The organism is Streptomyces sp. NPDC005438, assembly GCF_040606315.1.
Taxonomy (GTDB): domain Bacteria; phylum Actinomycetota; class Actinomycetes; order Streptomycetales; family Streptomycetaceae; genus Streptomyces.
Map to the genome: position 1 here is coordinate 129,748 of NZ_JBEXEP010000004.1, position 26,211 is coordinate 155,958.

At 73.2% G+C, this 26,211-nt stretch carries 19 protein-coding genes; 4 read left to right on the forward strand and 15 right to left on the reverse strand.

What is annotated here, in order from left to right; translation table 11 throughout:
* Window positions 1–5: 5 nt before the first annotated feature.
* The 6 genes from efeB to ABZT14_RS10895 all read right to left on the reverse strand — a co-directional run bounded on the left by efeB (window position 6) and on the right by ABZT14_RS10895 (window position 6,904).
* Window positions 6–1,232 carry an iron uptake transporter deferrochelatase/peroxidase subunit gene (gene efeB / locus ABZT14_RS10870; RefSeq protein ID WP_356299529.1) on the reverse strand — a complete coding sequence of 409 codons (1,227 nt, stop codon included), beginning with the start codon at window positions 1,230–1,232 and terminating at the stop codon, window positions 6–8.
* A 24-nt stretch (window positions 1,233–1,256) separates the two neighbouring features.
* Window positions 1,257–3,941: a copper resistance protein CopC gene (locus ABZT14_RS10875; protein ID WP_356299531.1), complete on the reverse strand. Its 2,685-nt coding sequence runs from the start codon at window positions 3,939–3,941 to the stop codon at window positions 1,257–1,259.
* Window positions 3,942–4,125: 184 nt separating this feature from the next.
* Entirely contained in the window at window positions 4,126–4,590 is a 465-nt protein-coding gene (locus ABZT14_RS10880; protein WP_356299533.1) for a copper chaperone PCu(A)C, read from the reverse strand.
* Complete coding sequence (locus tag ABZT14_RS10885; RefSeq protein WP_356299535.1) at window positions 4,587–5,288, reverse strand: SCO family protein; 702 nt, start codon at window positions 5,286–5,288, stop codon at window positions 4,587–4,589. The genes ABZT14_RS10880 and ABZT14_RS10885 overlap by 4 nt, the downstream gene beginning before the upstream one ends.
* Window positions 5,285–6,010 (reverse strand): YcnI family protein, encoded by a 726-nt coding sequence (locus tag ABZT14_RS10890; protein ID WP_356299537.1) that lies wholly within the window; start codon window positions 6,008–6,010, stop codon window positions 5,285–5,287. The genes ABZT14_RS10885 and ABZT14_RS10890 overlap by 4 nt, the downstream gene beginning before the upstream one ends.
* 114 nt (window positions 6,011–6,124) lie before the next feature.
* Complete coding sequence (locus ABZT14_RS10895; protein ID WP_356299538.1) at window positions 6,125–6,904, reverse strand: hypothetical protein; 780 nt, start codon at window positions 6,902–6,904, stop codon at window positions 6,125–6,127.
* A gap of 243 nt (window positions 6,905–7,147) precedes the next feature.
* On the opposite strand from ABZT14_RS10895, the gene ABZT14_RS10900 reads away from it, so the two are divergent.
* Window positions 7,148–7,606 carry an ATP-binding protein gene (locus tag ABZT14_RS10900; protein WP_356299539.1) on the forward strand — a complete coding sequence of 153 codons (459 nt, stop codon included), beginning with the start codon at window positions 7,148–7,150 and terminating at the stop codon, window positions 7,604–7,606.
* A gap of 527 nt (window positions 7,607–8,133) precedes the next feature.
* On the opposite strand, the gene ABZT14_RS10905 is transcribed toward ABZT14_RS10900, so the two are convergent.
* From ABZT14_RS10905 to pdhA, 6 genes are all read right to left on the reverse strand, one after another.
* A complete protein-coding gene (locus ABZT14_RS10905; RefSeq protein WP_356300147.1) occupies window positions 8,134–9,213 on the reverse strand; it encodes a potassium channel family protein in 1,080 nt (359 codons plus the stop codon).
* Between the two features lie 35 nt (window positions 9,214–9,248).
* Window positions 9,249–10,637 (reverse strand): molybdopterin molybdotransferase MoeA, encoded by a 1,389-nt coding sequence (locus ABZT14_RS10910; protein ID WP_356299540.1) that lies wholly within the window; start codon window positions 10,635–10,637, stop codon window positions 9,249–9,251.
* Window positions 10,634–11,467, reverse strand: coding sequence for an NTP transferase domain-containing protein (locus ABZT14_RS10915; RefSeq protein WP_356299541.1), 834 nt, complete (start codon window positions 11,465–11,467; stop codon window positions 10,634–10,636). Before ABZT14_RS10915 ends, ABZT14_RS10910 begins: the two co-directional genes overlap by 4 nt.
* 516 nt (window positions 11,468–11,983) lie before the next feature.
* Window positions 11,984–13,390 (reverse strand): dihydrolipoamide acetyltransferase family protein, encoded by a 1,407-nt coding sequence (locus ABZT14_RS10920; RefSeq protein ID WP_356299542.1) that lies wholly within the window; start codon window positions 13,388–13,390, stop codon window positions 11,984–11,986.
* Complete coding sequence (locus tag ABZT14_RS10925) at window positions 13,383–14,378, reverse strand: alpha-ketoacid dehydrogenase subunit beta (protein WP_356300150.1); 996 nt, start codon at window positions 14,376–14,378, stop codon at window positions 13,383–13,385. The genes ABZT14_RS10920 and ABZT14_RS10925 overlap by 8 nt, the downstream gene beginning before the upstream one ends.
* A 92-nt stretch (window positions 14,379–14,470) precedes the next feature.
* Window positions 14,471–15,613, reverse strand: a complete 1,143-nt coding sequence (pdhA, locus tag ABZT14_RS10930) for a pyruvate dehydrogenase (acetyl-transferring) E1 component subunit alpha (protein WP_356299544.1) — start codon at window positions 15,611–15,613, stop codon at window positions 14,471–14,473.
* A 216-nt stretch (window positions 15,614–15,829) separates the two neighbouring features.
* Here pdhA and ABZT14_RS10935 point away from each other — a divergent pair, with 216 nt between their 5' ends.
* Window positions 15,830–16,345, forward strand: a complete 516-nt coding sequence (locus ABZT14_RS10935) for an Lrp/AsnC family transcriptional regulator (RefSeq protein ID WP_356299545.1) — start codon at window positions 15,830–15,832, stop codon at window positions 16,343–16,345.
* Window positions 16,346–16,355: 10 nt separating this feature from the next.
* Here the strand turns inward: ABZT14_RS10935 and ABZT14_RS10940 are convergent, their stop codons facing one another.
* Together ABZT14_RS10940 and ABZT14_RS10945 are read right to left on the reverse strand one after the other, a co-directional pair.
* Window positions 16,356–17,123 carry a sulfite exporter TauE/SafE family protein gene (locus ABZT14_RS10940; protein WP_356299547.1) on the reverse strand — a complete coding sequence of 256 codons (768 nt, stop codon included), beginning with the start codon at window positions 17,121–17,123 and terminating at the stop codon, window positions 16,356–16,358.
* A gap of 186 nt (window positions 17,124–17,309) precedes the next feature.
* On the reverse strand, window positions 17,310–20,978 hold the full coding sequence (locus ABZT14_RS10945) for an ABC transporter ATP-binding protein (RefSeq protein ID WP_356299548.1): 3,669 nt from the start codon (window positions 20,976–20,978) through the stop codon (window positions 17,310–17,312).
* A gap of 149 nt (window positions 20,979–21,127) precedes the next feature.
* Here ABZT14_RS10945 and ABZT14_RS10950 point away from each other — a divergent pair, with 149 nt between their 5' ends.
* The gene (locus tag ABZT14_RS10950; protein ID WP_356299550.1) at window positions 21,128–21,850 is read left to right on the forward strand and encodes a TetR family transcriptional regulator; all 723 of its coding nucleotides are present in this window, start codon (window positions 21,128–21,130) and stop codon (window positions 21,848–21,850) included.
* A 573-nt stretch (window positions 21,851–22,423) separates the two neighbouring features.
* Here the strand turns inward: ABZT14_RS10950 and ABZT14_RS10955 are convergent.
* Entirely contained in the window at window positions 22,424–23,008 is a 585-nt protein-coding gene (locus tag ABZT14_RS10955; RefSeq protein WP_356299552.1) for a TetR/AcrR family transcriptional regulator, read from the reverse strand.
* A 152-nt stretch (window positions 23,009–23,160) separates the two neighbouring features.
* On the opposite strand from ABZT14_RS10955, the gene paaN reads away from it, so the two are divergent.
* Entirely contained in the window at window positions 23,161–24,852 is a 1,692-nt protein-coding gene (paaN, locus tag ABZT14_RS10960; RefSeq protein ID WP_356299554.1) for a phenylacetic acid degradation protein PaaN, read from the forward strand.
* The last annotated feature ends 1,359 nt before the right edge of the window (window positions 24,853–26,211 follow it).

Here is a 26,211-nt window from a genome sequence, read left to right on the forward strand (position 1 = left end):
CGGGGTCAGCCCTCCAACAGCGCCTGCCCCACGTACTCCCCCGAGGCGGCACCCCCGGGCACCGCGAACAGTCCGCTGGCCTCGTGCCGGATGAAGGGGGACAGCGCGTCCCCCCGGTCCAGCTTCCGCTGCACCGGTACGAAGCCCTTGAGGGGGTCCGCCTGCCATGCCACGAACAGCAACCCGGCGTCCGGGGAGCCGTCCGAACGGAAGCCGTCGTGATACGAGAAGGAGCGCCGCAGCATCGCCGCGCCGCCGTTGCTCTCCGGCGCGGTCACCCGCACGTGGGCGTTGGCCGCGATCACCAGCTCCCCGTCCACCCTCTTGTCCAGGTCGACCTCGGTGTCCTCCTCGCCACCCGACAGCGGGGCGCCGTCGGACTTCCGCCGACCGATCACCCTCTCCTGTGCGGCCAGCGGCTTCTTCTCCCAGTCGTCCAGCAGCATGTGGATGCGGCGGAAGACCGCGTAGGAACCCTGCGCCATCCAGGACGGCTGGCCGTCGGACGGCACGAAGATCCGGCGGTCGAAGTCCTTCTCCTCGGGCTTGGGGTTGTTGGTCCCGTCCACCTGGCCCATCAGGTTGCGGCCGGTCATCGGCTGGGCGGTGGCGCCGGGGGAGCGGTGGAAACCGCTCATCTGCCAGCGGAGTCCGGCGTACCCGGCGGCCTGCCGCTGAAGGACCCGCAGCGCGTGGAAGGCCACCAGCCCGTCCATGGCGCCGATCTGCACCCACAGGTCGCCCTCGGAACGGTCACGGTCCAGCTGGTCCATGGAGAACTCCGGCAACGGGGCCAGCTGACGCGGCAGTTGGGCCTTCAGCCCGGTGCGCCCGAAGAAGCTCCGCCCGAAACCGAAGGTCACGCTCAGCGAACAGGGTCCGGCGTCGCGGGCCACCCCGCTGTCCCCCTCCGGCTCCCTCCCGGCCATCAGCTCGGCGGCCGTACGGGACCAGCGGCGCATCAGCGCGGCGGCCTGCCTCCGTCCGGTCCCGGGCTTGAGGTCGAAGGCCGCGAGATGGGCGTACGCCTGCTGGGGGGTGGTGATCCCGCTCTGCCGGCGCCCGTGGAAGGGCACCCGGGTCGCGCCCACACTGGCCAACTCGGTCGCCGGCTCGCCGTCCTGGGCGTGGGCCACCAGAGCGCCGCCGGTGGCGCCCAGGGCCACACCGGCCGCTCCGGTGGCCCCGACGGTTCCCAACAGGCGTCGGCGGGAGAGGTGTCGCTCGTCCATGGGTGGTTGTCCTTGTCGTGCCGCTCAGCCGATGGTGAGCTTCCGGGTCTCGGTGACCTGCTCGATCTCCGAGCTGCGGAGGGTGAGGGCAAGCTCCCAGTCGCCGGCGACCGGCAGCCTCAGCCCCTGACTGCTCCAGTGGCCCTTCTCCTCGGACTTCAACCTGACCGGCAACGGGCCGATGTCCTTGTCCTTCTGGGTGAGGCTGGCCTTCAGCTCCAGCATCCGCAACGGCCTGTCCCTGGGGTCGGTGAGTCGGAGGTGCAGGGTGTTGGCGCCGCTACGCCCCGGGTCCAGGTTCACCTCGGCGGTCCCCTTGCCCCCGGGCCCCGAGGTGTCGAAGGGCAGTCGCACGTTGATGGGGCGGTTGGGCACGGCGGGGGCGTCCCCCGACCGCGCGGCGTCCTCGGTACGGGCCGGCTCGGTGCCGGTCAGCAGGGTGGCGACCAGCAGGACGGCGGCGGCGAGTACGGCCTCGGCCAGCACCGTACGCCGCAGCCGTACCCGTATCGGGTCGGCGTCCCGCTCCCTGCGGCGCCGCGCCAGCTCCACGGCGGCGCGCTGTCGGGCCAGCTGCGCCGCCCGTTCCGGGTCGCCCTCCCCCACCTCGGAGGAGTCGGAGGGCGAGGCCCCCTCCTCGGAGGAGTCGGGGTGCGAAGTGCCCTCGCCTTCCCCCTCCTCGGTACGGTCAGCCCCCGGGCCCTCCCCCGAGGTCGGTGGCCGCTTCCCCGAACGGGCCCCGTAGCCCCCGGTCACGGGGCCACCAGTCACCGGCCCCCCGGCCGCGCGGTCCCCCCTCTCGGGGTCACCGTCCGAGGCACGCTCACCGGCGGCCCCCTCAGAGGCACCGCGCCCGGAGTGGTCCCCCTCCAAGGACCCACCCCCCAGGTCGGCACCCCCAGCTGGAACACCGCTACCCGAGGCACCCCCAGCTCCGGCGCCCTCTCCCGAGGCACGTTCACCAGCACCGGCACCCCCCTCAGAGGCACCGCGCTCAGGGCCGTCCGCAAAGGCACCCTCATCAAAGTCGCCGTCACCAAGAGCACCGCGACCCGAGGCACCCCCCGACCCGGCATCCCCAGCCGAGCCGCACCCAGCGGCATCCTCCTCAAAGCCACCCCCAGCGGCAGCGTCCTCCTCAGGGGCGCCCCCCGAGCTGTCCCGGGAAGCGGCTCCCCTCACCGGGAACCCCGGGGCGTCGCCGTTCAAGCGGGGCGACCGGTGCGCGGGGCCGCTCTCGGCCCGCGCCCCCGGGGTGGCACCGTCCAAGGCCGGGGGTGCCGGCTCGGGGACGCCGCCCGGGGAGGCGTGATCCCCCGGGGGCTGACCGGGGAGTGGTGCCCCGTCCCCCACACCGGCGTTGGCCGTGGCCGGCACCGGAGCGGGAAGCCGCTGGGCGGAGGGGAGGGAGGCGGCGGAGGCGGAAGCCGAGGGGACGTCAGAGGTGGTGGAGGCGAACCAGCGGGCCAGGCCCCGACGGGAGTACCAGGCCAGCACCAGCAACGGCAGCAGCAGGGCGAGCTTCCACAGCAGCAGCCGCCCGTAGTGGGTGCCGGTGAGCGTGCCCCAGCCGCCGAGTTGCCGCCAGGACTGGTAGACGCCGGTGACCACCAGTACGGCGACCGCCGTCATGGCCGCGCCGGAGAAGCGTCGTACCGCCGCGAAGGGTGCGCCCTCGGGCCGGTACAGCGCGAGCAGCAGAGTGGCCAGTCCGCCCAGCCAGACCGCCACCGCCAGCAGGTGGAGCACGGACATCGGCATGGCGAGGGCGGGCTGGGGACCGGTGGAGGCGTGCTCGGCCATGGCCCAGGTGCCGGCCACCCCGGTGGCCAGCACCCCGCCGCCCAGGCTCAGCCCCCACACCAGTTCACGTTGGCGTTCGGCGGGCCGTTCCCGGCCGAACGGCCCGAACAGTACGGCCAGGAACAGCGCGGCCACGCCCAGCAGCAGCAGTCGGCTCACCAGCAGGGTGCCGGTCTTGGTGCCGATCACCTGGGAGAGGCCGCCCGGGTCGAACACCTCGCCCCAACTGCCCTGCCCGGTATAGGAGTCACGCAGCAGCAGCATCAGCAGCGTGGCCCCGGTGAGGGTCACCCAGCCTCCGCTGATCAGCCGCTGGACCGGTCGGGAGCCGGCGGCCTCGCGCCAGCAGAACAGTACGAAGAACGCTCCGCCGACCAGGACCGTCAGGCCCCCGTAGGCGAGGTAGCGGGCCGTTTCGTAGGTGAGGCCCACCGGGCCCTCGTTCCCCACCGGTTCCTCGCTGACCGACACCGAGGTCTTGGAGGGGGCGCCGATGGAGAAGGTGAACGCCCCGGACACCGGGTGGCTGTCGGCGGACACCGCCCGCCAGGCGACGGTGAAGGTCCCGTCGGGGAGGCCGGAGTGCAGCGGGGTGCCGTAGCGGACGAGGTTCTCCCCGCACAGGTCGAGCAGCTCTCCGGTGTCGACCCGTTTGCCCCTGGGGTCGAGCACCCGGATCGCGCCCTCGGAGATCGAGACCCCCTCGGAGAACGTCAGGGTGACCTGTCGGGGCGCGCTGCTGAGCACCGCCCCGGACTTGGGGTCGCTGTCAGTCAGCGCGGCGTGCGCCGAGGCCGGGGTGGCCGTGCCGAGGACGCCCCACAGGGCGCACAGCGCGGTCACCAGCGCGGCGCACCACCAGCGGGGTGCTCCACGACGGCCCGTTGCCGTGGCGGTGGCAGGCATCGTTCTCTCCCTTGGAAGTACCAGGGGCGCGCGTTCGGAACGTGGCGGGTGAGCGGGCCCGACGCCGCGCCTCGATGGACCGCGGTCGGCCCTTGGCGCAGCGGTCCCGGGGACGTCCCGCGCCTCGGGTTTCCGCTGAGGCGCGGGACGTCGGGGCCCGCTCACCCCCGGTTCACGTCGCTCCCTAGTGGTGGGGCATGTGGTTGGTGGCCCGCACCGGCATGGACACCGTGAGCGGCCGGGACTCGGCGAAGCGCAGGGTCACCGTCACCTTGTCGCCCTTGACGGGCTTGTCCCTCAGGTCGAGGAACATCAGGTGGTTGCCACCCCGTTTGAGGGCCAACTCCCCGTCGGCGGGTACCGGCAGGGACTTCACCCGCTGCATCTGCTGGTCGACCGTACGGTGGATCTCCACCTTGCCGGCGACCTTCGAGCGGGCGCCGACCAGGCGGTCGGCCCGCTCGCCCTTGTTCCGCAGGACCAGGAAGCCGCCGGCCATCTCGTCGTTGAGCGGCTGGGGCATGTAGGCCCCGGTCGCCGACAGTTCCGGCGCGGCCTTGGCCTCGTCTCCCGAGTCCTCGGACCCGCAGCCGGCCAGGGCGAGTACCCCGACCAGCGCGCCCACCAGGGCGGTACGCACTGCCGTCACGGGTTCTCCCCCTTCACCAGCCTGGGCAGGTCCTTGGTGTAGGTGGACTCGGGCACGTTCTCGCCGTAGAGCACGTGCGCCCGGTCGTCCTTCGGGGAGAAGGCCAGCACCTGGGCCCCGTGGGTGGAGACGACGTCCCCGTTCTTCTTCTTGTACGAGGGCTCGATGGAGATGCCCACACTGCGGGCGCCGGCCTGGATGGTGTCGAAGTCACCGGTGAGCCCGACGAAGGAGGGGTCCTGGGAGCGTAGCCACTTGCCCAGTTCCCTGGGGGTGTCGCGCTTGGGGTCCGAGGTGACGAACACCACCCGCAGCCGCTTCTGTTGTGCCTTGGGCAGCTTGGACTTGGCCACCGCGATGTTGCCCATGGTGAGGGGGCAGACGTCCGGGCAGTGGGTGTAGCCGAAGTACAGCAGTGTCGGCCGGCCCTTGGTGGCCTCGATCAGGTCGTACTCCTCACCGGTGGTGTCGGTGAGCGTCAGGTCCGGCTTCTCGAAGGGGCGGTCCAGCACCGAACCCTTCTTGGGCGAGCTGCCGCCCTCGACCTTGGCCGCGTCGTGGTCGTGCTGGTCGGAGTCACCGTCCGAGCCGCCGCAGCCGGTCAGCAGCAGGGCGGCCAGGGCGCCCAGGCCCACCGCCGCCCGCGCGGTACGGGTACGGCCGGTGCGTCGACCCCGGGGGTGCAGGGTCCGGGTCATGCTCCACGCCTCCGTCCGGCCAGCGCGCCGAAGGCCACCCCGGCGGCGCCGATCACGATGCCCGCCACGCCCAGCACCCGGGCGGTGGTGTCGCTGCCCGAGGACTTCGCCGCCTGGTCCTGGTCGCCCTTGCCGGAGTCCCCGGAGTCCTTGGAGTCGGTCTGTCGCGCGGTGCCGCCGTGACCGTCCTCCTCGGGGGCGGTCAGTCGCAGCACCGGCGCCGGGGTCTCCGGCTCCTTCTCCCCCTTCTTGGGCTCCTCGATCCACCGCACGACCTCCTTGTTGTCGTACGTCTGGAGGGTCTTGAGCACCAACTGGTCACCCTTGGAGGGGAGTTGGCCGAGGGAGACCGGGAACTGCTGGAACTGGCCGGGCTTGATCTCCCCGCCGCTCCACACGATCCTGCTGGCCGCCTCGGTGATCTTCCGCCCGTGGGACTCCAGGGGCTTGTCCAGCTTGGACTGGGTGACCTTCACCTTCCAGCCCGGTACCGGCTGGGGCATGACCGAGGCCAGCGGATGCTCCTTGGGCAGGAAGACCTCGACCTTCACCGTCGAGGCGTTGTCCCGTTCGTTGGGGACCTTGAAGTTGACGGTTCCATAGCCGCCCCGCTCGGCGGTCTCGGGCACGCTCACGTGCGCCAGGGCCGGGCCGGTGCCCAGGGTGAGGGCCGTCACGGTGACCCCGCCGAGCACGAGCAGGCGTCGTACGGACTGATGCATCGGGTTCCACTCCACTTGACGGCACGGGAGGTTCGGCGGGCCGGTGGCCCACCCGCGCAGGGGCGCGCTCGCGGCGGCCACCCCACCGGTGCCGTCACCACAGCGGGATGGACCTCAGGCCGCGAGGTCGAACGGGGAACGGTCCCCGCCCGGTGGGCCCCTACGGCTCACCACGTGCCGCAACAGGGGGACCTGACGCTTCGCCTCGGCCCGTTCCGGGGCGGCGACCACCCACATCGGGCGCGGGCGGGTCAGCGGCCCCCGGGCCCACACCACGGCCACCCACCAGGAGGTGACCGCCCCAAGTCCCGTACCGGCGGCCCGTACCAGCCGCCACAGCGCCACCTCGCCGCGCCGCACCAACCAGCCCACGGCCAACGCGGCGAGCAGGTGGGCGAGCAGCATCGGCCAGTCGGCCAACTGCTCCAGGGCGCCGTGCAGCACGCCGTCCACCGGGGATCCGCCGGTGCCCTGGAGGTGACCCGCGTGGCCGGCGACGTCGGGGGACAGGCCGGCGTCGGCGACGACCTGCCGGGCCCGGGCCTCGGTCAACGGGCCGGCCCGGTGCTCGTCGCACAGCAGGGTGGCGGCCAACTGTCGTAGCCGTTCGCCCTCGTCGACGGGGTGGGTACCGGTGTGGGCACCCCCGGAACACAGGGAGAACAGCAGGTGCAGCCCGAGTTGGCTCGCTCCGAGGGCGGCGCAGATGCCCCGGCCTCCGCGTTCCCGACCGGCCAGGGGCACGGCCACCGCCAGGACCAGCAGGGTGCCCCACAGCAGGGGCCACACCCCCAGGTCTCCGCCGGCGAACAGGTGGGCGCCGGCGGACAACGCCACGCAGGCCGCGGCGAACAGCGCGGCCCGTAGCAGTCGGAAGCTCCCACCAGCGGCCATGGCGGCGCCATCATCCCACCCGTCACCGGACCGTTCGGCGCCGCCCCCTGTCGACCGAGGGTGGAGGGTCCGGTTCCCGGACGACGATCACGGTACGGACTCCGGGTGGACACGCTCGTGCCCCCAAACCGGGGACACCGGGATACCGGGGGCTTAGTCCCGCCGGTCTGGGGCAATAGGTACCCATGTGGCTACGTGGCCCCTGTGGGGCCGGCCGTCGAGCCGTGGCCAGGAGGCAAGAGCATGAGCATCTGGTGGTCTCTCCACTTGCGACGTGAGGCGGCGAGCGTGCCCCTCGCCAGAAGGCTCCTGCTGGGCACCATGGAAACCGCCGGAGTCGATCCCGACATCTCCTACGAAATCTCCCTGGCGCTCAGTGAGGCCTGCGCCAACGCGGTGGAGCACGGAAACGGCGAACACTCCGAGGCCTACCGGGTCAGCGCCTACGTGGAGGGAGACCTCTGCCGTATCGAGGTGACGGACGCGGGCCCGGGCTTCGATCCACCCCGTGCCCCGCTGCCCTGCCCCCCGTCCATAGAACGCGCCACCGACTGCGAGAACGGCCGTGGCCTGTTCCTCATCGAGTCCCTCGCCGACCACGTGCGCTTCGAGAACCTGCCGGGCAACGGCGCCGTGGTCACCTTCGACAAGATCCTCAAGTGGCGGGACGACCGGCAGGGCGAACTCCTCAAGGCGTCCTGACCCTTACCCGTCACGGGCGTCAACCGGCTCCGGTTTCGGTGGAGTTGGGGCGCTGAATGGTGGGATCGTCCGAAACCGCCGAGCGAACGGGGTTTCGTCGGACTCCTCGGGCCAGAATGGTCCTCCCGGGGATCTGCACCCCCGTGGGCGAGGGACGGGGCCGGTCGGTGCGCTGGTTGAGCGGCCAGCGCAGGCCGCCGTCCGGGAACCCGTTCCGTGCCGGGTGCTCGACCGACGTACCCCCTGGCGCCGGGGCCCGGCACGGAACGGCGCCTGAGCCGGCGTCAGCCACCCCCACCGGGCGCGGGTTGCCCGCTCACCCCCACAAGCCGTAGCGGGGAACGCCCCCGCGAGGCGTCAACTCGGGCCACGTCCAGACGCAGGTGCAGCGTCCGATGGCGCGAGGTTCCCGATGGCGTCGACGACGGCCACGACGACGCTCGGTCGCAAGGGCCAGCCGTGTCGGAAGCCGCCCACCGGGCGCAACCGCCAGAGGGCGCGTGGGCACCCGCAAGAGGTTCGCGGCCTCAACTCGCGGTGCCCCGAGGGGGGTTGACCTGGCCCCGAGGCGGATGACCGGCGCCGCTCTCCTCGCTCTCCGGGGCCCGACGGATCACCACCACCCGGTCGGTGAGCTGGAGGGTCGCCGCCTCCGGGTCGTCGAAGCCCAGGATGCGGTGCCCCCGCAGGACCGAGACCACCAGGTCCTCCAACTCCCGTGGGGAACGCCCGGCCTCCGCCTTGGTGATCGGACGTTCGCTGAGGTTGAGGCCGCTGCCCTGGTGGATGAGGTCCTCGATCACCGAACCGGCACTGGGACTGACCGTGGAGACGCCCAGCAGCCGGCCGGCGGCGCTGGAACTGGTGATCACCGAGTCGGCGCCCGACTGCCGCAGCAGGGGGGCGTTCTCCTCCTCCCGTACCGCGGCGACGATCTTGATGCGGGGGTTGATCTGACGGGCGGTGAGGGTGACCAGTACGGCGGTGTCGTCCCGCTGGGTGGCGATGACGATCTGCTTGGCCCGCTGCGCCTGGGCCCTCAGCAGCACACCGGAGCGGGTGGCGTCCCCCATCACCGCCGCGTACCCCTCGGAGGTGGCCAGTTCCACGGCCTTGGAGCTGGGGTCGATCACCACGATGCGCTCCTTGACCAGTCCGCTGGAGATCAGGGTCTGGGCGGCGGAACGGCCCTTGGTGCCGAAGCCGACGATGACGGTGTGATCACGCAACTGGGACCTCCAGCGGGACTGCCGCCACTGTTCCCTGGTGCGCTCGGTGAGCACCTCCAGGGTGGTGCCGACGAGGATGATGAGGAACAGCACCCTCAACGGGGTGACCAGAAGGATGTTGAACAGCCGGGCGCTGTCACTGACCGGCGCGATGTCACCGTAGCCCGTGGTGGAGAGGGTGACGGTGGTGTAGTAGACGCTGTCCAGCAGGGACACCGAACCGTCGTAGTTGTCCCGGTATCCGTCCCGTTCCACATAGACCAGCAGCGCGGTCACCGCCATCACCAGCAGCGCCAGCAACAGCCGCCGGACCACCTGGCGCAGCGGCCCGGCCGACCGGTGGGGCAGCCGCACGCTGCGGGAGGTCTGGTCCTCCACCGCGACCTCGGTGGGCCGCCGGTTCCGGGTACGCCTCAGTCGCGCCACGGCACCTCCCTCACGTACACGGTCCCTCCCGCCTCGGCACCGCCCGGAGGTACGACCGCGAGCCCGTCCGCCGAGGCCACGCCCCGCAGCATCGCCGGGCCGGCGAACTCCAACGGCTCGGCGAACCGCCGTTCCTCCGGCCCGCCCTCGGCCCGGTACTCCGCACTCCAGGCGTCACCCGACTCCCCCGGTGCGCCCCCGGGCCGGTCCAGGGCCACCGGCAGCAGCACGGTATCCCGAGGGTGGCCGGTGGCCGGGCGGGCCAACCGGGCGGCGACCAGGGGTGGTTGGGGTCGGCCGGCCAGAGCGAACAGCAGGGGCTCCACCAGGGTCAGCAGCCCCGCGACGGCCGCCAGGGGGTTACCGGGCAGCCCCACCAGCGGTACCCCGCCGGGCAGTTGGGCCAGCAGCATCGGATGCCCCGGCCGCACCCGTACCCCGTCCACCAGCAGGGCGGCGTCCACCGCGTCCAGGACGGGGCGCAGGTGGTCCCGGGGGCCGGCCGCGGTGCCCCCGGTGGTGAGCAGCAGGTCGGCGCGGCTGGTGTCGACCGCCTCCCGCAGCGCCTCCCGGTCGTCGCCCAGGTGCCGGGTGACCAGCACCTCGGCGCCCAGCCGCCGGAGCCAGGGGGCCAGCATCGGGCCCAGCGCGTCCCGGATACGGCCCTGCCGGGGGCGGCCCCGGCGCAACAGTTCCTCGCCCAGGACCAGTACCTCGACCCGGGGTCGGGGCCGTACCGTCAGCTGGTCGTAGCCGGCCGCCGAGGCCAACCCCAGTACGGCCGGGGTGACCTGGGTGCCCTCGGCCAGCAACGACTCACCTCGACGGCACTCCTGCCCGCGCGGGCGGATGTCGGCGCCCTGTTGGGGGGTACGGAAGGCCCGCAGACGTTCCCCGTCGACCTCGCCCCGTTCGGCGCGGAGCACGGCGGTGGCGCCGGCCGGTATCCGCGCCCCGGTGGCGATCGGTACCGCCTCCCCGTCGGCCAGGGCCGGCCCCTCGTCCGCTCCGGCCAGCACCCAGTCGCCCACCAGCTGCCAGGGGCCCGGCCCGGACACCGCCCAGCCGTCCATGGCGGAGGAGTCGAAGGAGGGCAGGTCGCTCAGGGCCGGCAACGAGGTGGCCAGCGGCTGGTCCAGGGCCTCGTCCAGCGGCAGGGTCACCGGGGGAGCGGGACTGCCGAGCCGTCGGGCCAGGACGCGGGCCCGGCCCCAGTCCAGGTCGGTGATCGCGGACGCCGCGCCCCCACCGGTCGGGGCGGCACCTCCGCCCGAGCCGTGCGGGGGCGCGGGGCTCCGGCCCTCGGACCACCCGTGGGGGCGCGGCCCCCAGCCGTTGGCCAGCGCCAGGGCCTGGTCCAGATCGTCGGGGTTCATTCGTCCGCCCACCGGCGGGCCAACTCCGAGGCGCGGCGGGCCACTTCGGCCACGTCCTCGGGCGAGCCGCCTCGCTGGGCAGCCGCGTAGCCCACCAGGAAGGTGGTCAGGGGGGCGGCCGGACGCTCCACCGAGTGGGCCGCGTCCCGCGCCAGGTCCAGCAGGACGTCCAGGTCGACGTCGAGTTCCACGCCCAGTTCGGCCTTGGCGGCCGTCATCCATTCGTGCAGCACCCGCTCATGCTCCCTGATCCTGACGCGGGCCGCGCCCAGGTCCTCCCAGGTGTCGCAGTCCCACGTCTGTTCCGGCGCCGGCGGCGGCACCCGGCGCAGCCTCAGCTCGTCGGTGAGCAGCCGTAGCGGCAGCCCGGCGAGGGTGCCGAACTCCCCCGCCAGTACGGCCAGTTGGTGCCGCAACGCCTCGGTTCGGTACATCCCCACCAGGGGCTGGTCCCGTCCGTCGTGCAGCAACGCCCCGTCCGTACCGTCCCCGGTGCCCGCACCGCCGGGGGCCAGGGCACGCACCGTCTCCCGGTTCAGGAACGGCAGGTCGGCGGAGAGCAGCAGCAGCCACTCGCCGGGGCAGTGGCCAAGCCCCGCCTGTACGGCGGCCAACGGGCCCCCGCCGGGGGGTGACTCCTGGGTCCAGCGCACCGGCCTGCGGGTGGGCTGCCGTGGGCCGACGACCACGGTGCGTTCGGCGTCCCCGGTGGCGTCCAGCACCCGGTCCAACAGGGTGCGGCCCCCCACGGTGAGCGCCGGCTTGTGCGCTCCGTCCAGTCTGCGGGCGGCGCCACCGGCGAGGATCAGCACGTCGAAGAGGGGTTCCACGGGGCAAGTATGACCATCGACGGTTCCCGGTCGGCCCGGGGGCCGGTGCGGGGCGCACCGCCGCCGGGGGAGTCGGGCTCCCTGGGTGTGTCGTGGGGATGTGGGGAGATCAGTGAGCGCGTTCTGGTGTGGTGCGCCCTGGGGGACAACGAGGCGGAGTCGACGTCGCGCATCGGCGACCCCGACCGCCACGGCGAGACAACGCTACGAGGTGCGGCACTCCCGGTGACGCCGCTCGCGCGCCTGGCGGTGATCCGAACGACGCGCCCTGGGGGTGGAAGAGGGACGCGTCCCGTGCGTACGGGCCCCCCACAGGCCGTACGCACGGGACGCGGCTGGCGGAGCGTCCGCACCCCTTGTGACCGGACGCCTCGCTCTCCTCCACGCGCCGGCACACCGACGCGTTCGTGGTGAGCGCGCCCCCACGCGTGCTCACCAAGCCGCCCCACGCACACGACCCCCATCGGGTGCGCGGGCGGACGACCCTACTGCGTGTCGGCGGGATCGGCTCCCGCTCTACAGGCAACGAAGCAGCAACGAAGGTCGTTCCACGCAGTCGGCCACGAACCGCAGGAAGCCCCCGGCGGTGCCGCCGTCACAGACCCGGTGGTCGAAGGTGAACGACAGCTGCACCACCTTGCGCAGCGCCAGCTCGCCCTCGTGCGCCCAGGGCCGGTCGACGATGCGGCCCACGCCGAGCATGGCCGCCTCCGGGTGGTTGATGATCGGGGTGGAGCCGTCCACGCCGAACACCCCGTAGTTGTTGAGGGTGAAGGTGCCGCCGGTGAGGTCGGTGACCCCGAGGCCGCCGGAGCGGGCCTTCTCGGTGAGCCGCCCCATCTCCTCGGTCAGCCGCTCGGCGTTCATGGCGTGGGCGTCCCTGACCACCGGAACCACCAGGCCACGGTCGGTCTGGGCGGCGAACCCCAGGTGCACCCCGGGCAGCCGGACGATCTCGTTGCGCTCGGTGTCGACCGTGGCGTTGAGCGCCGGGTACCGCTCCAGGGCCAGGGTGCTGATCCGGGCGAACAGCGCCAGCAGCGACACCTTGGGCCGGGCCGGGTCGCTGTTCATCTCGGCGCGGACCCGCACCAGTTCGGTGGCGTCGGCGTCCACCCAGCAGGTGGCGTCGGGGATCTCCCGCCGGCTGCGGGCCATCCGTTCGGCGGCCACGCCCAGGGCACCGCGCAGCGGCACCCGCTGCTCCCCGGGGGTCGGCCGGCGCTCGGGCTCGGCCGGGGTGGCGGGGCGGGTGGCGGCGCGTACCGCCTCCTCCACGTCCCGTCGCAGGATCAGCCCGTCGGGGCCGCTGCCGGTGAGTGTCGTCAGGTCCACCTGGTGTTCCCGGGCCAGCCGGCGCACCAGGGGGGAGATCACCGGTACGTTGCGGTGCCCGGTGTCCCCGTTGAGCCGGCCGGTGCCGAGCGGCGCCTCCGGGCGGGGTGCCGGGGGCGCGGGGGGCCTGGCGACCACGGCGGCGGTCCGCTCCACCCGGCGCCGGCGGGCGGCCGGCTTGCCGGTGCCGTATCCGACCAGCACGTTGCCGGAGTACTCGGAGCTGACGGCCTCCTCGGGCGCCGGCGCGGATACGCCGCCGTTCCGCGCCGCCGCAGACGCCGCTTCGGGGGCCGCCCCCGGTGTCGTCTGGGGTGCCGTCTGGTCGGGGGTGCCGGTGGTGGCGCCGACGGCGACCGTGACCAGGGGGGAGCCGACCGGGATGTCCTGCCCCTCCTCGCCGAACCGGGCGGTGACCACCCCGGCGTGCGGACAGGGCACCTCCACCATGGCCTTGGCGGTTTCCACCTCGACCACCGGCTGGTCGATGACCACGACCTCGCCGACCTCGACCAGCCACCGGACGATCATCGCCTCGGTGAGTCCCTCACCCAGGTCGGGCAGCGCGAACTCCCGCACCTCAGCCATGCCGTGCCCCCTCCACCCAGTCGCTCTCCCACTGCAACCGTGCCACCGCGTCGAGCACCCGGTCCACACCCGGAAGGTGGTGGGACTCCAGCATCGGCGCCGGGTAGGGGATGTCGAAGCCGGTGACCCGCAGCACGGGGGCGTGCAGGTAGTGGAAACAGTGCTCGGTGATCCGGGCGACGACCTCGGCTCCGGGGCCGCCGAAGCCGGTGGCCTCGTGGACGACCACGGCACGGCCGGTGCGGCGCACCGAGGCGATCACGGTGTCCTGGTCGAAGGGCACCAGGGTGCGCAGGTCGACCACCTCCAGGTCCCAGCCCTCCTCGCGGGCGGCCTCGGCCGCCTCCAGGCAGACCGGGACCGAGGGGCCGTAGGTGATGAGGGTCGCCGAGGTGCCCTGGCGGCGCACCTGCGCGTGGCCGATGTCCGGCACGGAGGCGGGGGAGTCGGGGTTCCAGTCGGCCTTGGACCAGTACAGCCGCTTGGGCTCCAGGAACACCACCGGGTCGTCGGACTCGATGGAGCGGCGCAGCAGCCCGTAGGCGTCGGCGACGGTGGCGGGGGTGACCACGTGCAGGCCCGGGGTGGCGGTGTAGTACGCCTCGGAGGAGTCGCTGTGGTGCTCCACCCCGCCGATGCCGCCGCCGTAGGGGACGCGGATGGTGATCGGCATGGGCACCCGGCCCCGGGTGCGGTTGCGCATCCGGGCCACGTGGGAGACGAGTTGCTCGAACGCGGGGTAGGCGAAGGCGTCGAACTGCATCTCCACCACCGGCCGCATCCCGTACATCGCCATGCCCACGGCGGTGCCGAGGATGCCGGCCTCGGCGAGCGGGGTGTCGGCGCACCGCTGGGGGCCGAACTCCTCGGCCAGCCCGTCGGTGATGCGGAAGACCCCGCCGAGGGTGCCCACGTCCTCGCCCATCATCAGGACGTCGTCGTCGGCGGCCATGGCGTCCCGCAGCGCCCGGTTGAGGGCCTGGGCCATGGTGGCCGGCTTGGGCGCCGTCTTCCCGGCGGTCTTCGTGGCGGACTTCGCCGAGGTAGCCGAACTTGCCGAGGTCGCTGAGGTCGCTGAACTCACTGCGCTCCACCCTTCGCGCCGCTGTCGGCCTCCGCGTCCAGTTCGGCCCGCAGCTGGGCCGCCTGCTCACGGAGGGGGACGGTCTGTTCCGCGTAGACGTGGGCGAACAGCTCCGTGGGGTCCAGCGCGGGGTCCTGGTTCATCCGGTCCCGCAGGTCGCTGGCCATGGCCTCGGCGGACTCGGTGGCCGAGTCCCGCAGCGCGTCGTCGAGCAGTCCGCGCCGGTTCAGTTCCTGTTCCACCAGCGCGATGGGGTCGTGCCGCAACCAGGCTTCGACCTCCTCGTTCTCGCGGTAGCGGGTGGCGTCGTCGGCGTTGGTGTGGGCGTCCACGCGGTAGGTCACGGCTTCCACCAGGGTGGGGCCGCCGCCCTGCCGGGCGCGCTCCACGGCCTCGGTCAGCACCTGGTGCACGGCGGGGGCGTCGTTGCCGTCCACCAGCCGGCCGGGCATCCCGTAGCCGACGGCCTTGTGGGCCAGGGTGGGGGCGGCGGTCTGCTTGGCCAGCGGTACGGAGATGGCGAAGCCGTTGTTCTGCACCAGGAACACCACGGGGGCCTGCCACACGGCGGCGAAGTTCAGCGCCTCGTGGAAGTCGCCCTCGCTGGTGCCGCCGTCGCCGACCATGGCCAGGGCCACCACGTCGTCGCCCTTGAGGCGGGCGGCGTGGGCGAGGCCGACGGCGTGCGGCAGCTGGGTGGACAGCGGGGTGCACAGCGGGGCGACCCGGGTGGAGCGGGGGTCGTAGCCGGTGTGCCAGTCGCCTCGCAGCAGGGTCAGCGCCTCGACGGGGTCCACTCCCCGGGCGACGGCGGCGAGGGTGTCGCGGTAACTGGGGAACAGCCAGTCGCGTTCGGTGAGCGCCAGGGCGGCGGCGACCTCGCTGGCCTCCTGGCCGGTGGTGGAGGGGTAGACGGCGAGTCGGCCCTGCTTGGTGAGGGCGGTGGCCTGCTGGTTGAAGCGCCGGCCCCGGACCAGTTCGCCGTAGAGGCGGGTCAACAGGGCCTCGTCCACCTCGGTGTCGGTGCCCAGCAGACGGTACGGCTCCGTGTCGGGCAGCAGCGGCTCGGGGTCACGGCGGGGACGCCAGGCGGGGGGCGGTGCCGGTTGGTACGCACCGGACTGTTCGAGGACCGTCATCGGAGCACCTCCTTGCGGGGTGGGCGGGCGCCGGGGCCGGTCCGACGGGGTGTGTCGGACGAGGGCAGGTCACACCGGGGGTACGGGTGGGGCACCCCGCTACCGATTGTTGGGCGGGGGGCACATTTTGGCTACAGCGGGGGGCAACCTGTGGACAATCGGCCGCCCCCGTTCTGTGATGGCAGCCGTACGTCCACGAGGGGAAGGCTGTCGGGCATGACCGAGGAACAGATGGCCAACGATCAGGTGCCCGAGTCGGTGGCCCCCTCGGCGCCTGTGGCGCCCACCCGTCCGCTGGACGAGATCGACCGGGAGATCATCAAGCTGTTGCGGCGGGACGGCCGGGCCTCGGTCCGTTCGGTCGCCGAGCGGGTGCACGTCTCCCGGGGCAACGCCTACGCGCGGATCAACCGTCTGGTCGAGGACGGGGTGATACGGGGGTTCAGCGCCCGGATCGACCAGGAGCGGGCGGGGCACGGGGCGTCGGCGTACATCACCCTGAAGATCGTGCAGAACTCCTGGCGCTCGGTGCGCGAGCGGTTGCAGCAGCTTCCCGGCGCGGCCCATCTGGCCCTGGTCAGTGGGGACTTCGACGTACTGCTGCTGGTGCACGCCACCGACAACCGCTCGCTGCGGGAGCTGGTGCTGAACCAGATCCAGTCCATCCCGGGGGTGCTGTCCACCCGTACGCTGCTGGCCTTCGAGGTGACCGACCTGGATCCGGCGCCCTGAGCGGGGACGGTCAGGGCCACACCATCTGGACCACGGCGGTGGCGCCGACCACCACGATCGCCGCCCGCAGCACCGTCGGTGGCAGCCGTCGGCCGACGCTGGAGCCGAGTTGTCCGCCGAGCACCGAGCCGACCGCGATCAGCAGGACGGCCGTCCAGTCGAAGTGGGCGACCAGCAGGAAGAACCCGGCGGCGACCCCGTTGACCACGGCGGTGAGCACGTTCTTCACCGCGTTGAGCCGCTGCATCGAGTCGTCGAGCAGTACCCCCATCAGGGACATGTAGATGATCCCCTGGGCGGCGGCGAAGTAGCCGCCGTAGACGCTGGCGAGGGTGAGTCCGACCAGCAGCAGGACCCCGCCGTCCGCCCGGGCCGGCTGCTGTTGCCGCTCCCGGCGTCGCCGTACCCAGGCGCTGGCCCGGGGCTGGAGGATGACCAGCACCAGGGCGAGGGTGACGAGTACCGGTACGACCGTCTCGAAGGTGTCGGCGGGCAGGCTGACCAGCAGGGTGGCGCCGACGAAGCCTCCGCACAGGGCGCCGGCGGCGAACCGCAGCACCCGCCGCCCCTGGCCGCGCAGTTCGCGGCGGTAGCCGAAGGCGCCGCTGAGCGAGCCGAACACCAGGCCCAGGGCGTTGGAGACGGTGGCGGTGACCGGGGGCAGTCCGGTGGCCAGCAGTACGGGGAAGGTGACCAGGGTGCCGGAGCCCACCACGGCGTTGACCGCCCCGGCGAACACCCCCGCCAGCAGGACGGCCAGCATCTCCCAGACGCCCATGAACCCCCCTGCCGGTACCGATGGCCCACCACGTGCGCGGCGGTCGGGGGCAGCCTAGGCGCAGCGACCCGGCCACGAACGGGCGGGCACCTCACCGGGGCGGGGGGGCGGTGGTCCCCGTAGCGAACAGGCGGGCACCTCACCGGAGCGGGCGCCGCCCCGAGCGGCGACCCGGGACCCGTCGGCTCACCCGGGGTGCGGTTCCCTCTCGGTGTCGGCGTCGGGTTGGTCGTGGGTGTGGGCCTCCCACAGGGCCCGGTAGGTGGGGCTGGCAGCGACCAGTTCCCGGTGGGTACCGGCGGCCTCCACCCGCCCCGCGTCGAGCACCACGATCTGGTCCACCTCGCGGACCGTCTCCAGCCGGTGGGCGATCACCAGCGTGGTACGTCCGGCCACCAGCCGGGCCAGCGCCTCCTGGATACGGGCCTCGGTGCGGGGGTCCACGGCGGCCACCGCCTCGTCGAGGATCAGCACCGGGGAGTCCTTGAGCAACGCCCGGGCGATGGCGAGGCGTTGGCGCTGGCCGCCGGAAAGGCTGGCCCCGCCGTCGGCGAGGTGGTGGTCCAGCCCGTCGGGGAACGCCCGGACCACGTCGTCGCACTGGGCGGCGGCGAGCGCGGCCCACACCTCCTCTTCGGTGGCTTCCGGCCGGCCGAGGGTGACGTTGTGCCGGACGGTGCCGTCGAACAGGTACACGTCCTGGTAGACGGTGGTGACCCAGCTCATCACCCGCTCGCTGCCCATGTCCCGCAGGTCGACGCCGCCGATGCGCACCGCCCCGGCATCCACGTCCCACAGGCGGGAGGCGAGGTGGGCGAGCGTGGTCTTGCCGGCCCCGGAGGCGCCGACCAGGGCGGTGAGGGTGCCGGGGCGGCACCACAGGTCGACCCCGTCCAGCACCGGGTCCCGCGTCGGGTCCGGCCCGTAGCCGAAGCGCACCGCGTCGAACTCCAGGGTGGCGTCGACCGGTTGGGCGGGCCGCTCGGGTTCGGGGAGCACCGGGGCGTCCCAGACCTCGGCGATCTTGCGGGCGATCTGCTCCTGGTTGCGGCGGTAGCCCGCGAGGGCGGTGAGTTCCTGTATCGGCTGGTAGAGCACCAGGGACAGCAGCAGGAACATCAGCAACACGCTGGCCGACACCGAGCCAGACCCGTAGAGCGCCGCGCCCACCACGATCAGCACCACCAGGCCCAGTTCCACCGCGATAGAGGCCAGGGCGGTCACCGGGGCGGCCCGTACCGACATCCGTACGCTGGCCAGCCGCAGCCGCTCTACCGCGTCCCGGTAGCGCACGGCGAGGGAGGAGTCAGGGTGGGCGCGCAGCGCGGCGGCTCCCCTGGCCTGCTCGATCAGCACCATCGAGGTCTCCGCCCGGGTGCGGTGGACCTCGGCGAACACCCGGTGGTAGACGCGGTCGCTCCAGGCGGTGAGCGCCACGAACAGGGGCAGCCCGACCAGAGCGGCCAGCGCCAGCCGCCAGTCGACGACCAGCAACACCACGGAGACGTAGAGGGGTTGGAGCAGGGCGCCGGCGAGCATCTGCGGCAGGTTCTGGAAGTCGACCATCACCACGTCGTTGGTCACCAGGGTGGAGACCCGGCCGTTGTCGACGCGGGAGAAGAAGCCGAGCGGGACCCGGCGGAGCCTCTCGATCACCGACAGCTGGAGGTCGGCCTTGCCCCGGCTGGCGACCGGCCAGACCACCGCGTTGGCCCGGTCGGCGGTGACCAGCCGCAGCACCAGTCCGACCGCGAGGAACGCGGTGACCGCCCACACCTGTCCGTGGCTGACCGGCTCGCCGCCGCCCTGTTGCCGTACCGCCGTGTCCAGCAGCAGGAACACCGCCGCCAGGGGCACCGACCGTACGGTGCCCTCCAGCAGCAGCCGTACCAGTCCGCGTCGCAGCAGCTCGGGCCAGCCGCGTCCCAGCAGGGCCCGCCACTGGGCGAGGAAGCCCAGGCCGCCCACGCCGGGGCGGACCACCTCGCGGGCGGCCCGGGTCCAGTCGTCGAGCGGCGGGGTGGCGGCGGGCACCTCCTCGGCGGCTGCGTGCCTCGCCCCCGCGCCACTGTCCGGCGCGTCCGGGTCGGAGGCGACCAGATGCCAGCCGGTGGCCTCCCGGTACGCGGACCACAGCCGGCGGTAGCCCTCGTCGGTGGCGAGCAGGTCCCGGTGGTCGCCGAGGGCGCTGACCCGGCCGTCCTCGATCACCGCGATCCGGTCGGCGTCCCGCACGGTGTCCAGCCGGTGGGCGATGGCCAGGGTGGTGCGGCCGGCGGTGAGGGTGCGTACCGCCTGGAGGGTCCGCCGTTCGGTGAGCGCGTCCAGGGAGGCGGTGGCCTCATCGAGGATGACCACCGGGGCGTCCTTGAGCAGGGCGCGGGCCACCGAGATCCGCTGCCGTTGCCCACCGGAGAGGTTGCCGCCGCCGGCGCTCAGCTCGGTGGCCCAGCCCCGGGGCAACTCGGCGGCCAGTTCCCCGAGTTGGGCGGACTCGGCGGCGGCGACCACCTCGCTGTCGGTGGCCTGGGGCCGGGCGATGCGGATGTTCTCCAGCAGGCTGGTGGCGAACACGTACTCGTCCTGCTGTACGAAGGCGACCAGCCGCGCCAGTGCGGCCGGGTCGATGTCCCTCACGTCCACCCCGCCCAGGGTGATCCGTCCGGCGCCGGTGTCCCAGAAACGGGCGACCAGCCGGGCGACGGTGGACTTGCCGGAGCCGGTGGAGCCGACCAGGGCGCAGCTGGTGCCCTCGGGTATCCGCAGGTCGACGCCGTGCAGCACCGGGCGGTCCGGGTCGTAGCCGAACTCGACGCCCTCCAGGGCGATGTCGTACCGCTCGGGCAGCCGGGGTTCGGCGGGGACCGGCAGCGGTTCCTCGTCGAGCATCCCCCGCACGGCGGTGGCGGAGAACTGCACCCGCACCATCACCGTGGCCAGCACCCCGACCAGGGAGATCACCGGGGTGAGGTAGCCCAGACCGACCACCAGGTACAGCGCCAGGGTGTCCAGGCCCAGGCCGCCGTCGACGAAGCGGTGTCCGGCCACCGGCAGCAGCAGCGCCACCGCCAGGCCGGTGCCCACGGTCATCGCGTTGACCAGCCAGCGCACCGGGCTGCGCAGGGTGCGGTCCTGGAGTTCGACACCGGTGATGACCGCTTCCCGTGCCTGGTCGTAGCCGGAGTCCTGGCGGAGGTAGCCCCGGATGACCTTGATGCCCTGGAGGTAGTTGAGGACGGCGGTGTTGAGCACCGTGGTGTGGGCGGCCAGGGCGGCGTTGTTCCTGGTGGCCAGGGCCATGCCGGTGGCGGAGACGGCGAGCAGCAGCACCAGGGCGAGCAGGGCGACCAGTCCGAGCCGCCAGTCGACGGCCACCAGCAGGGCGGTGGTGGTCAGGGGTACGGCGACGGCAGCGGCAAGGTCGGGTACCCCGTGGGCGAGCGCCTCCTCCAGCTGCTCCACGTCGTCGTGGAGCAGCTTCTTGGTCTCGCCGCCGGAGCGGGCCTGGACCCGGCCGAGGGGGAGGCGTTGCAACTGGTCGGCGAGGGCGAGCCGGAGCCGGGCCAGGATGCGGTACGCCGACACGTGGGCGATGTGGGAGGAGGCGCCGGACAGCACCGAGCGCAGGACGACGGCGACAGCGGTCCAGGCCGCGACGCGGCCGATGTGTCCCTGGTCAATGCCGTCGGGTCCGGGGGCGAAGAGTTCGGCGGCGGTGAGGTAGACGGCGATGTAGGGGGCCATGGAGCAGCCGGCCGCCAGGACGGACAGCAACGCCGAGGCCAGCAGGCCCCGTTGGTGGGCAGTGACCACCGAACGCAGGGTGGGCGGACGGTGGTTGGGTGGGCTGTTCACGGTGCTCCGCCTCCGTGGCGCGGGTAAGGGTCGCCTTACTTTGGCAGCGGAGCCCCAATAAATCAACGGTGTGTGTAATTAATCGGGGAGGGCGAACCCGCCCTACACTCGACGCCCCACCGTCGTCCCCCATCGGAAGCCGGCCCGCGATGAGTTCACCAGGCGCCCGCCCCCGCCGAGGCCGCCCTCCGGCCGCCGAGCGCCCCCCGCTGGACCGGGACCAGATCGCCCACGCCGCCCTGCGGATCGCCGGACAGGAGGGGTTCACCGCCCTGACCATGCGACGCCTGGCCGCCGAACTGAAGGTCACCCCCCGGGCGCTGTACAACTGCGTACGCGACCGGCAGGAGGTGGTGGACCTCACGGCCCGGCTGATGATGGAGCGGCTCCCCCGCCACACCTTCGACCCCGACGACTGGCGGGGCACCCTGCGACGGGTCTACCGGGACACCCGGAACGCCTACCGCGAGGCCCCCCGGGCCACCCTGATCTCCCTGGACGAGACGGTCACCCCGCAGGAACTGCACCCTGGACGGCTGTTGCGCTCCGAGGAGTTGCTGGCGTTCCTCCACACCATCGGCTTGGACCTCCAGGACGCGGTAGCGGTCCGGGGCCGACTGCTGTTGGACGTCTTCGCCTTCGTCCTGCTGGTGGACTACCGCTACGACCGGGTCGACGAACCGCTACGCCGGCAGATGCAACAGCCGGTACCGACCCCCTGGCTGGACGCCCATCCCGAGCTGGACCTGCCGCACTCCCGGGCGGCGGCCGACCTGCCCGTCCTGAGCAGCGACGAGCAGTTCGAACGGTTCGTGGACGACGCCCTGTTGGTGGTGGAGGCCAAACTGCGACCCCCCGGGGAGCGCGGCTAGAGAGTGTCGTGGGGCCTTGGCAGGTCAGTTAGCGCGTTCTGGTGTCGTGCGCGATGAGACGGAGGAAGGCGGAGGAGGAGTCGACGCGGCACATCGCCGACCGCCCCCTACAGCGGCCGACACGGCCGATGGGACCCACAGCGGCCCACAGCGACAACGCGGCGAGGCACGGCACACGCGGGCCTCCCCGTGATCCGAACGCACCTGGGGAACCCGACCTCCGGCCGGGGCTCGGCGGCCCCCCAGGCCAGGCCGTACGTCGGTACGGTACGGGCCCCTCGGCCGGGCGGCTCCCCCGGCACGGACCGGGCTACAGCACCCTCGGAGGCGGTCCGGGCCGGCCTCGACCGGACCGTTCCCACCCTCGGGGTGAACGGCTCCCACCCTCGTGGCCGGGGACCGGCCGGGCGTTGCCCCGACCTCACGGGCTCACGGGCTCACGGCCGTCCCGGGGAGGGTGGCTCGGTCCGCCCCCTCGTGGCCGGGGCGACGGGAAGGGTCGGGGTCCGGGCCGGGCGCCACACGTACCCGCCCGGGCCAGGCGCCCGCCGCGGTCCAGATACCGGCCGCAGCTCAGCGGCGCAGTCCGGCGAAGGCGGTGAGGACCACCGCGTCGGCGAGCTGGCCGCCGTCGACCCGGTCGCCGTGGCCGGGGCGGTACCACTCCACGATGGAGTTGATCATCCCGAACAGCAGCCGGGTGGCCAGCCGTTCGTCCAGGTCACGCCTGAGGTCGCCCTCCTCGGCGGCCCGGCGCAGCAGCTCGGCCACCCGCTGGTCGAACTCCCGCCGCCGGCGCATCGCCCAGCGCTCGGTGTCGGTGTTGCCCCGCACCCTCAACAGCAGCGTGACGTAGGGGAGTTCGGCCACCAGTACGTCGACGGTGCGACGCACCACGTACTCCAGCCGGTCCACCGCGCGGCCCTCCCGGGCGGTGGGCTCCTCCAGTACGGCGAACAGCTCGTCCAGGGCGCGGCTTATCGCGCGCCGGAGCAGTTCCTCCTTGCCCCGCACGTGGTGGTAGATGGAGGACTTGGAGATGCCGGCGGCCTGGGAGAGGTGCTCCATGGAGGTGCCGTCGTAGCCGCGCTCGTTGAACACCCGGGCGGCGACCGTGAGCAACGAGTCCGGGGTGTAGGTGTCGCGCTTGGCTGCCATGGCCCCGATCAAAGCACACGCGCTCGGCCCGGGGCCCGCCACCGACGGCCCGCCCCCCTTGCACCGACCGATCGTTCGGTTGCAGTATCTGTGGGGTGGCGCGCGAGGGCGCGTCCTTGTCCGATCCCGCTCGACGAGGAGTTGGTCATTCCATGACCCCGACGCTCTCCCCGGTGTGGCTCATCGAGAAGCACCGCCCCACCCTTGACCAGGCGCTGGACGCCATCCGCACCCGCGCCTACTGGTCACCGCACCCCGAGCACCCCAAGGCGTACGGGGAGGACGGCACCCTCGGCGCGGCCGAGGGCAAGGCCGCCTTCGACGCCCTGCTGGGGAACCGGTTCGAGCTGGACCAGCCGGGCGTCGACGGCTGGACGGCCACCGAGTCCTCCCCGTACGGGCTGGAGCTGGGTATCTCCTACCCGCACTCCGACCCGGAGGCGCTGCTCCCGGCGGCCAGCGCCGCGATGCCCGCCTGGCGTGAGGCCGGCCCGGAGATCCGTGCCGTGGTCTGCCTGGAGATCCTGGCCCGGATCAACGCCCGCACCCACGAGTTCGCCCACGCGGTGATGCACACCAGCGGTCAGGCGTTCCTGATGGCGCTCCAGGCCGGAGGCCCGCACGCCCAGGACCGTGGGCTGGAGGCCGTGGCCTACGCCTACGCCGAGCAGGCCCGCACCCCCGAGGTGGCCTCCTGGACCAAGCCGCAGGGCAAGCGTGACCCGCTGAACCTCACCAAGCGGTTCGTGGCCGTGCCCCGGGGCCTGTCCCTGCTGGTGGCCTGCAACACCTTCCCCACCTGGAACAGCTACCCGGCCCTGTTCGCCTCCCTGGCCACCGGCAACCCCGTGCTGGTCAAGCCGCACCCCCGGGCCGTACTGCCGCTGGCGCTCACCGTACGGATCGCCCGCGAGGTGCTCGGCGAGGCCGGTTTCGACCCCAACCTGGTCACCCTGGTCGCCGAGAACGAGGGCGAGGGCGTCGCCAAGCGGCTCGCCACCCGCCCCGAGGTGCGGATCATCGACTACACCGGCGGCACCGCCTTCGGTGACTGGCTGGAGGCCAACGCCCCCCAGGCGCAGGTGTTCACCGAGAAGGCCGGCGTCAACACGGTGGTCATCGACTCCACCGACGACTACCGGGGCATGTTGGGCAACCTGGCGTTCTCGCTGTCCCTCTACAGCGGCCAGATGTGCACCACCCCGCAGAACCTGCTGATCCCCCGGGGCGGCATCGAGACCGACGACGGCCACAAGAGCTACGACGAGGTGGTCACCGACCTCGCCACCGCCGTCGACAAGCTGCTCGGCGACGACCAGCGGGCCAACGCCCTGCTGGGCGCCCTGGTCAACCCCGGCGTACGGGAGCGGCTGGAGTCGGCCCCCTCCCTCGGCGAGGTGGCCCTCGCCTCCCGCCCGGTCGACCACCCCGACTTCCCCCAGGCCACCGTCCGCACCCCGACGGTGGTGAAGCTGGACAGCGCCAAGCCGGAGGCCGAGGGGTCCTTCCTGTCCGAGTGCTTCGGCCCGGTGTCCTTCGCGGTGGCCGTGGACTCCACCCCCTCCGCCCTGGAACTGCTGGGCCGCACCGTACGGGAGCAGGGCGCGATGACCGTCGGCGGCTACACCACCGACCCCGAGGTGGCCTCCGCCCTGGAGGAGGTGTGCCTGACCGAGTGCGCCCAGCTGTCGCTGAACCTCACCGGTGGGGTGTACGTCAACCAGACCGCCGCGTTCTCCGACTTCCACGGCTCCGGCGGCAACCCGGCCGCCAACGCCGCGCTGTGCGACGGCGCCTTCGTGGCCAGCCGCTTCCGCACCGTGGAGGTACGCCGCCCCGCGTGACGGCTGTCTGACACCCGTACGCGCCCGGGGGCGCCGTCCCGTGGACGGCGCCCCCGTCGGCCGGTACGCCGAGGTCGGACGCCAAGCCCCCAACCCCCGCCCCACCCCGCCGAGTCGGCCCACCCGGGCGTCGACGCCCCCGAGCCGGGGTGCGTGCCGGGTTGGGGTCACGCGTTGAGGAGTCCCGCGATGGGGTCCCGGGCTGAGGGGACCCGTGTTGGGGGCACCGGCCGCAATGGGCAACCCGCTTCGTGGGGCGCCCGGGTTGGGGGTCACGTGTTGGGGGCGCGCTTCGTGGGGCCCTGCCTGGAGGCCCTTCTGTGGGGCCGGACCCGTGTTGGGGTCACGCGTTGAGGAGTCCCGCGATGGGGTCCCGGGCTGAGGGGGCCCCGCGATGGGGGCACCGGCCGCAATGGGCAACCCGCTTCGTGGGGGCCACGTGGAAGGCCCCGGTTGGGAGCGCGATTCGTGGGGCCCACGTGGAGGCCCTGTTGTGGGCCCCGCCCGGGGACCGGTGTTGGGGTCACGGCAGGGGGCAACCCACCTCGGGGCCGCCTTGAGGCCAGTCACCTCGCCGGGTGGCGGCACTACTCCGGGGGCCCGTCTCGGAGGGGGCGGCCCCACCTCGGGGAGCGACCCACCTTGAGGCGATCAGCCACCCAACCGGGGGGGGCGGCGACCGACCTCGGCAAACGGCACCCCCTCCGGCCTCACCGTTCATCGCCGAGCCCCACACGGGCCCGGCCGGCCCCGCCCCGGGACCCGTGTCGGGGTCACGGCAGGGGGCAACCCACCTCGGGGCCGCGTTGAGGACAATCACCTCGCCGGGTGGCGGCACTACTCCGGGGGCCCGTCTCGGAGGGGGCGGCCCCACCTCGGGGAGCGACCCACCTCGGGGCGATCAGCCACCCAACCCGGGGGGGGCGGCGACCGACCTCGGCAAACGGCACCCCCTCCGGCCTCACCGTTCATCGCCACCGTTCATCGCCGAGCCCCACACGGGCCCGACCGGCCCCGCCCCGGGACCCGTGTCGGGGTCACGGCAGGGGGCAACCCACCTCGGGGCCGCCTTGAGGACAATCACCTCGCCGGGTGGCGGCACTACTCCGGGGGCCCGTCTCGGAGGGGGCGGCCCCACCTCGGGGAGCGACCCACCTCGGGGCGATCAGCCACCCAACCCGGGGGGGGCGGCGACCGACCTCGGCAAACGGCACCCCCTCCGGCCTCACCGTTCATCGCCGAGCCCCACACGGGCCCGACCGGCCCCGCCCCGGGACCCGTGTCGGGGTCACGGCAGGGGGCAACCCACCTCGGGGCCGCGTTGAGGACAATCACCTCGCCGGGTGGCGGCACTACTCC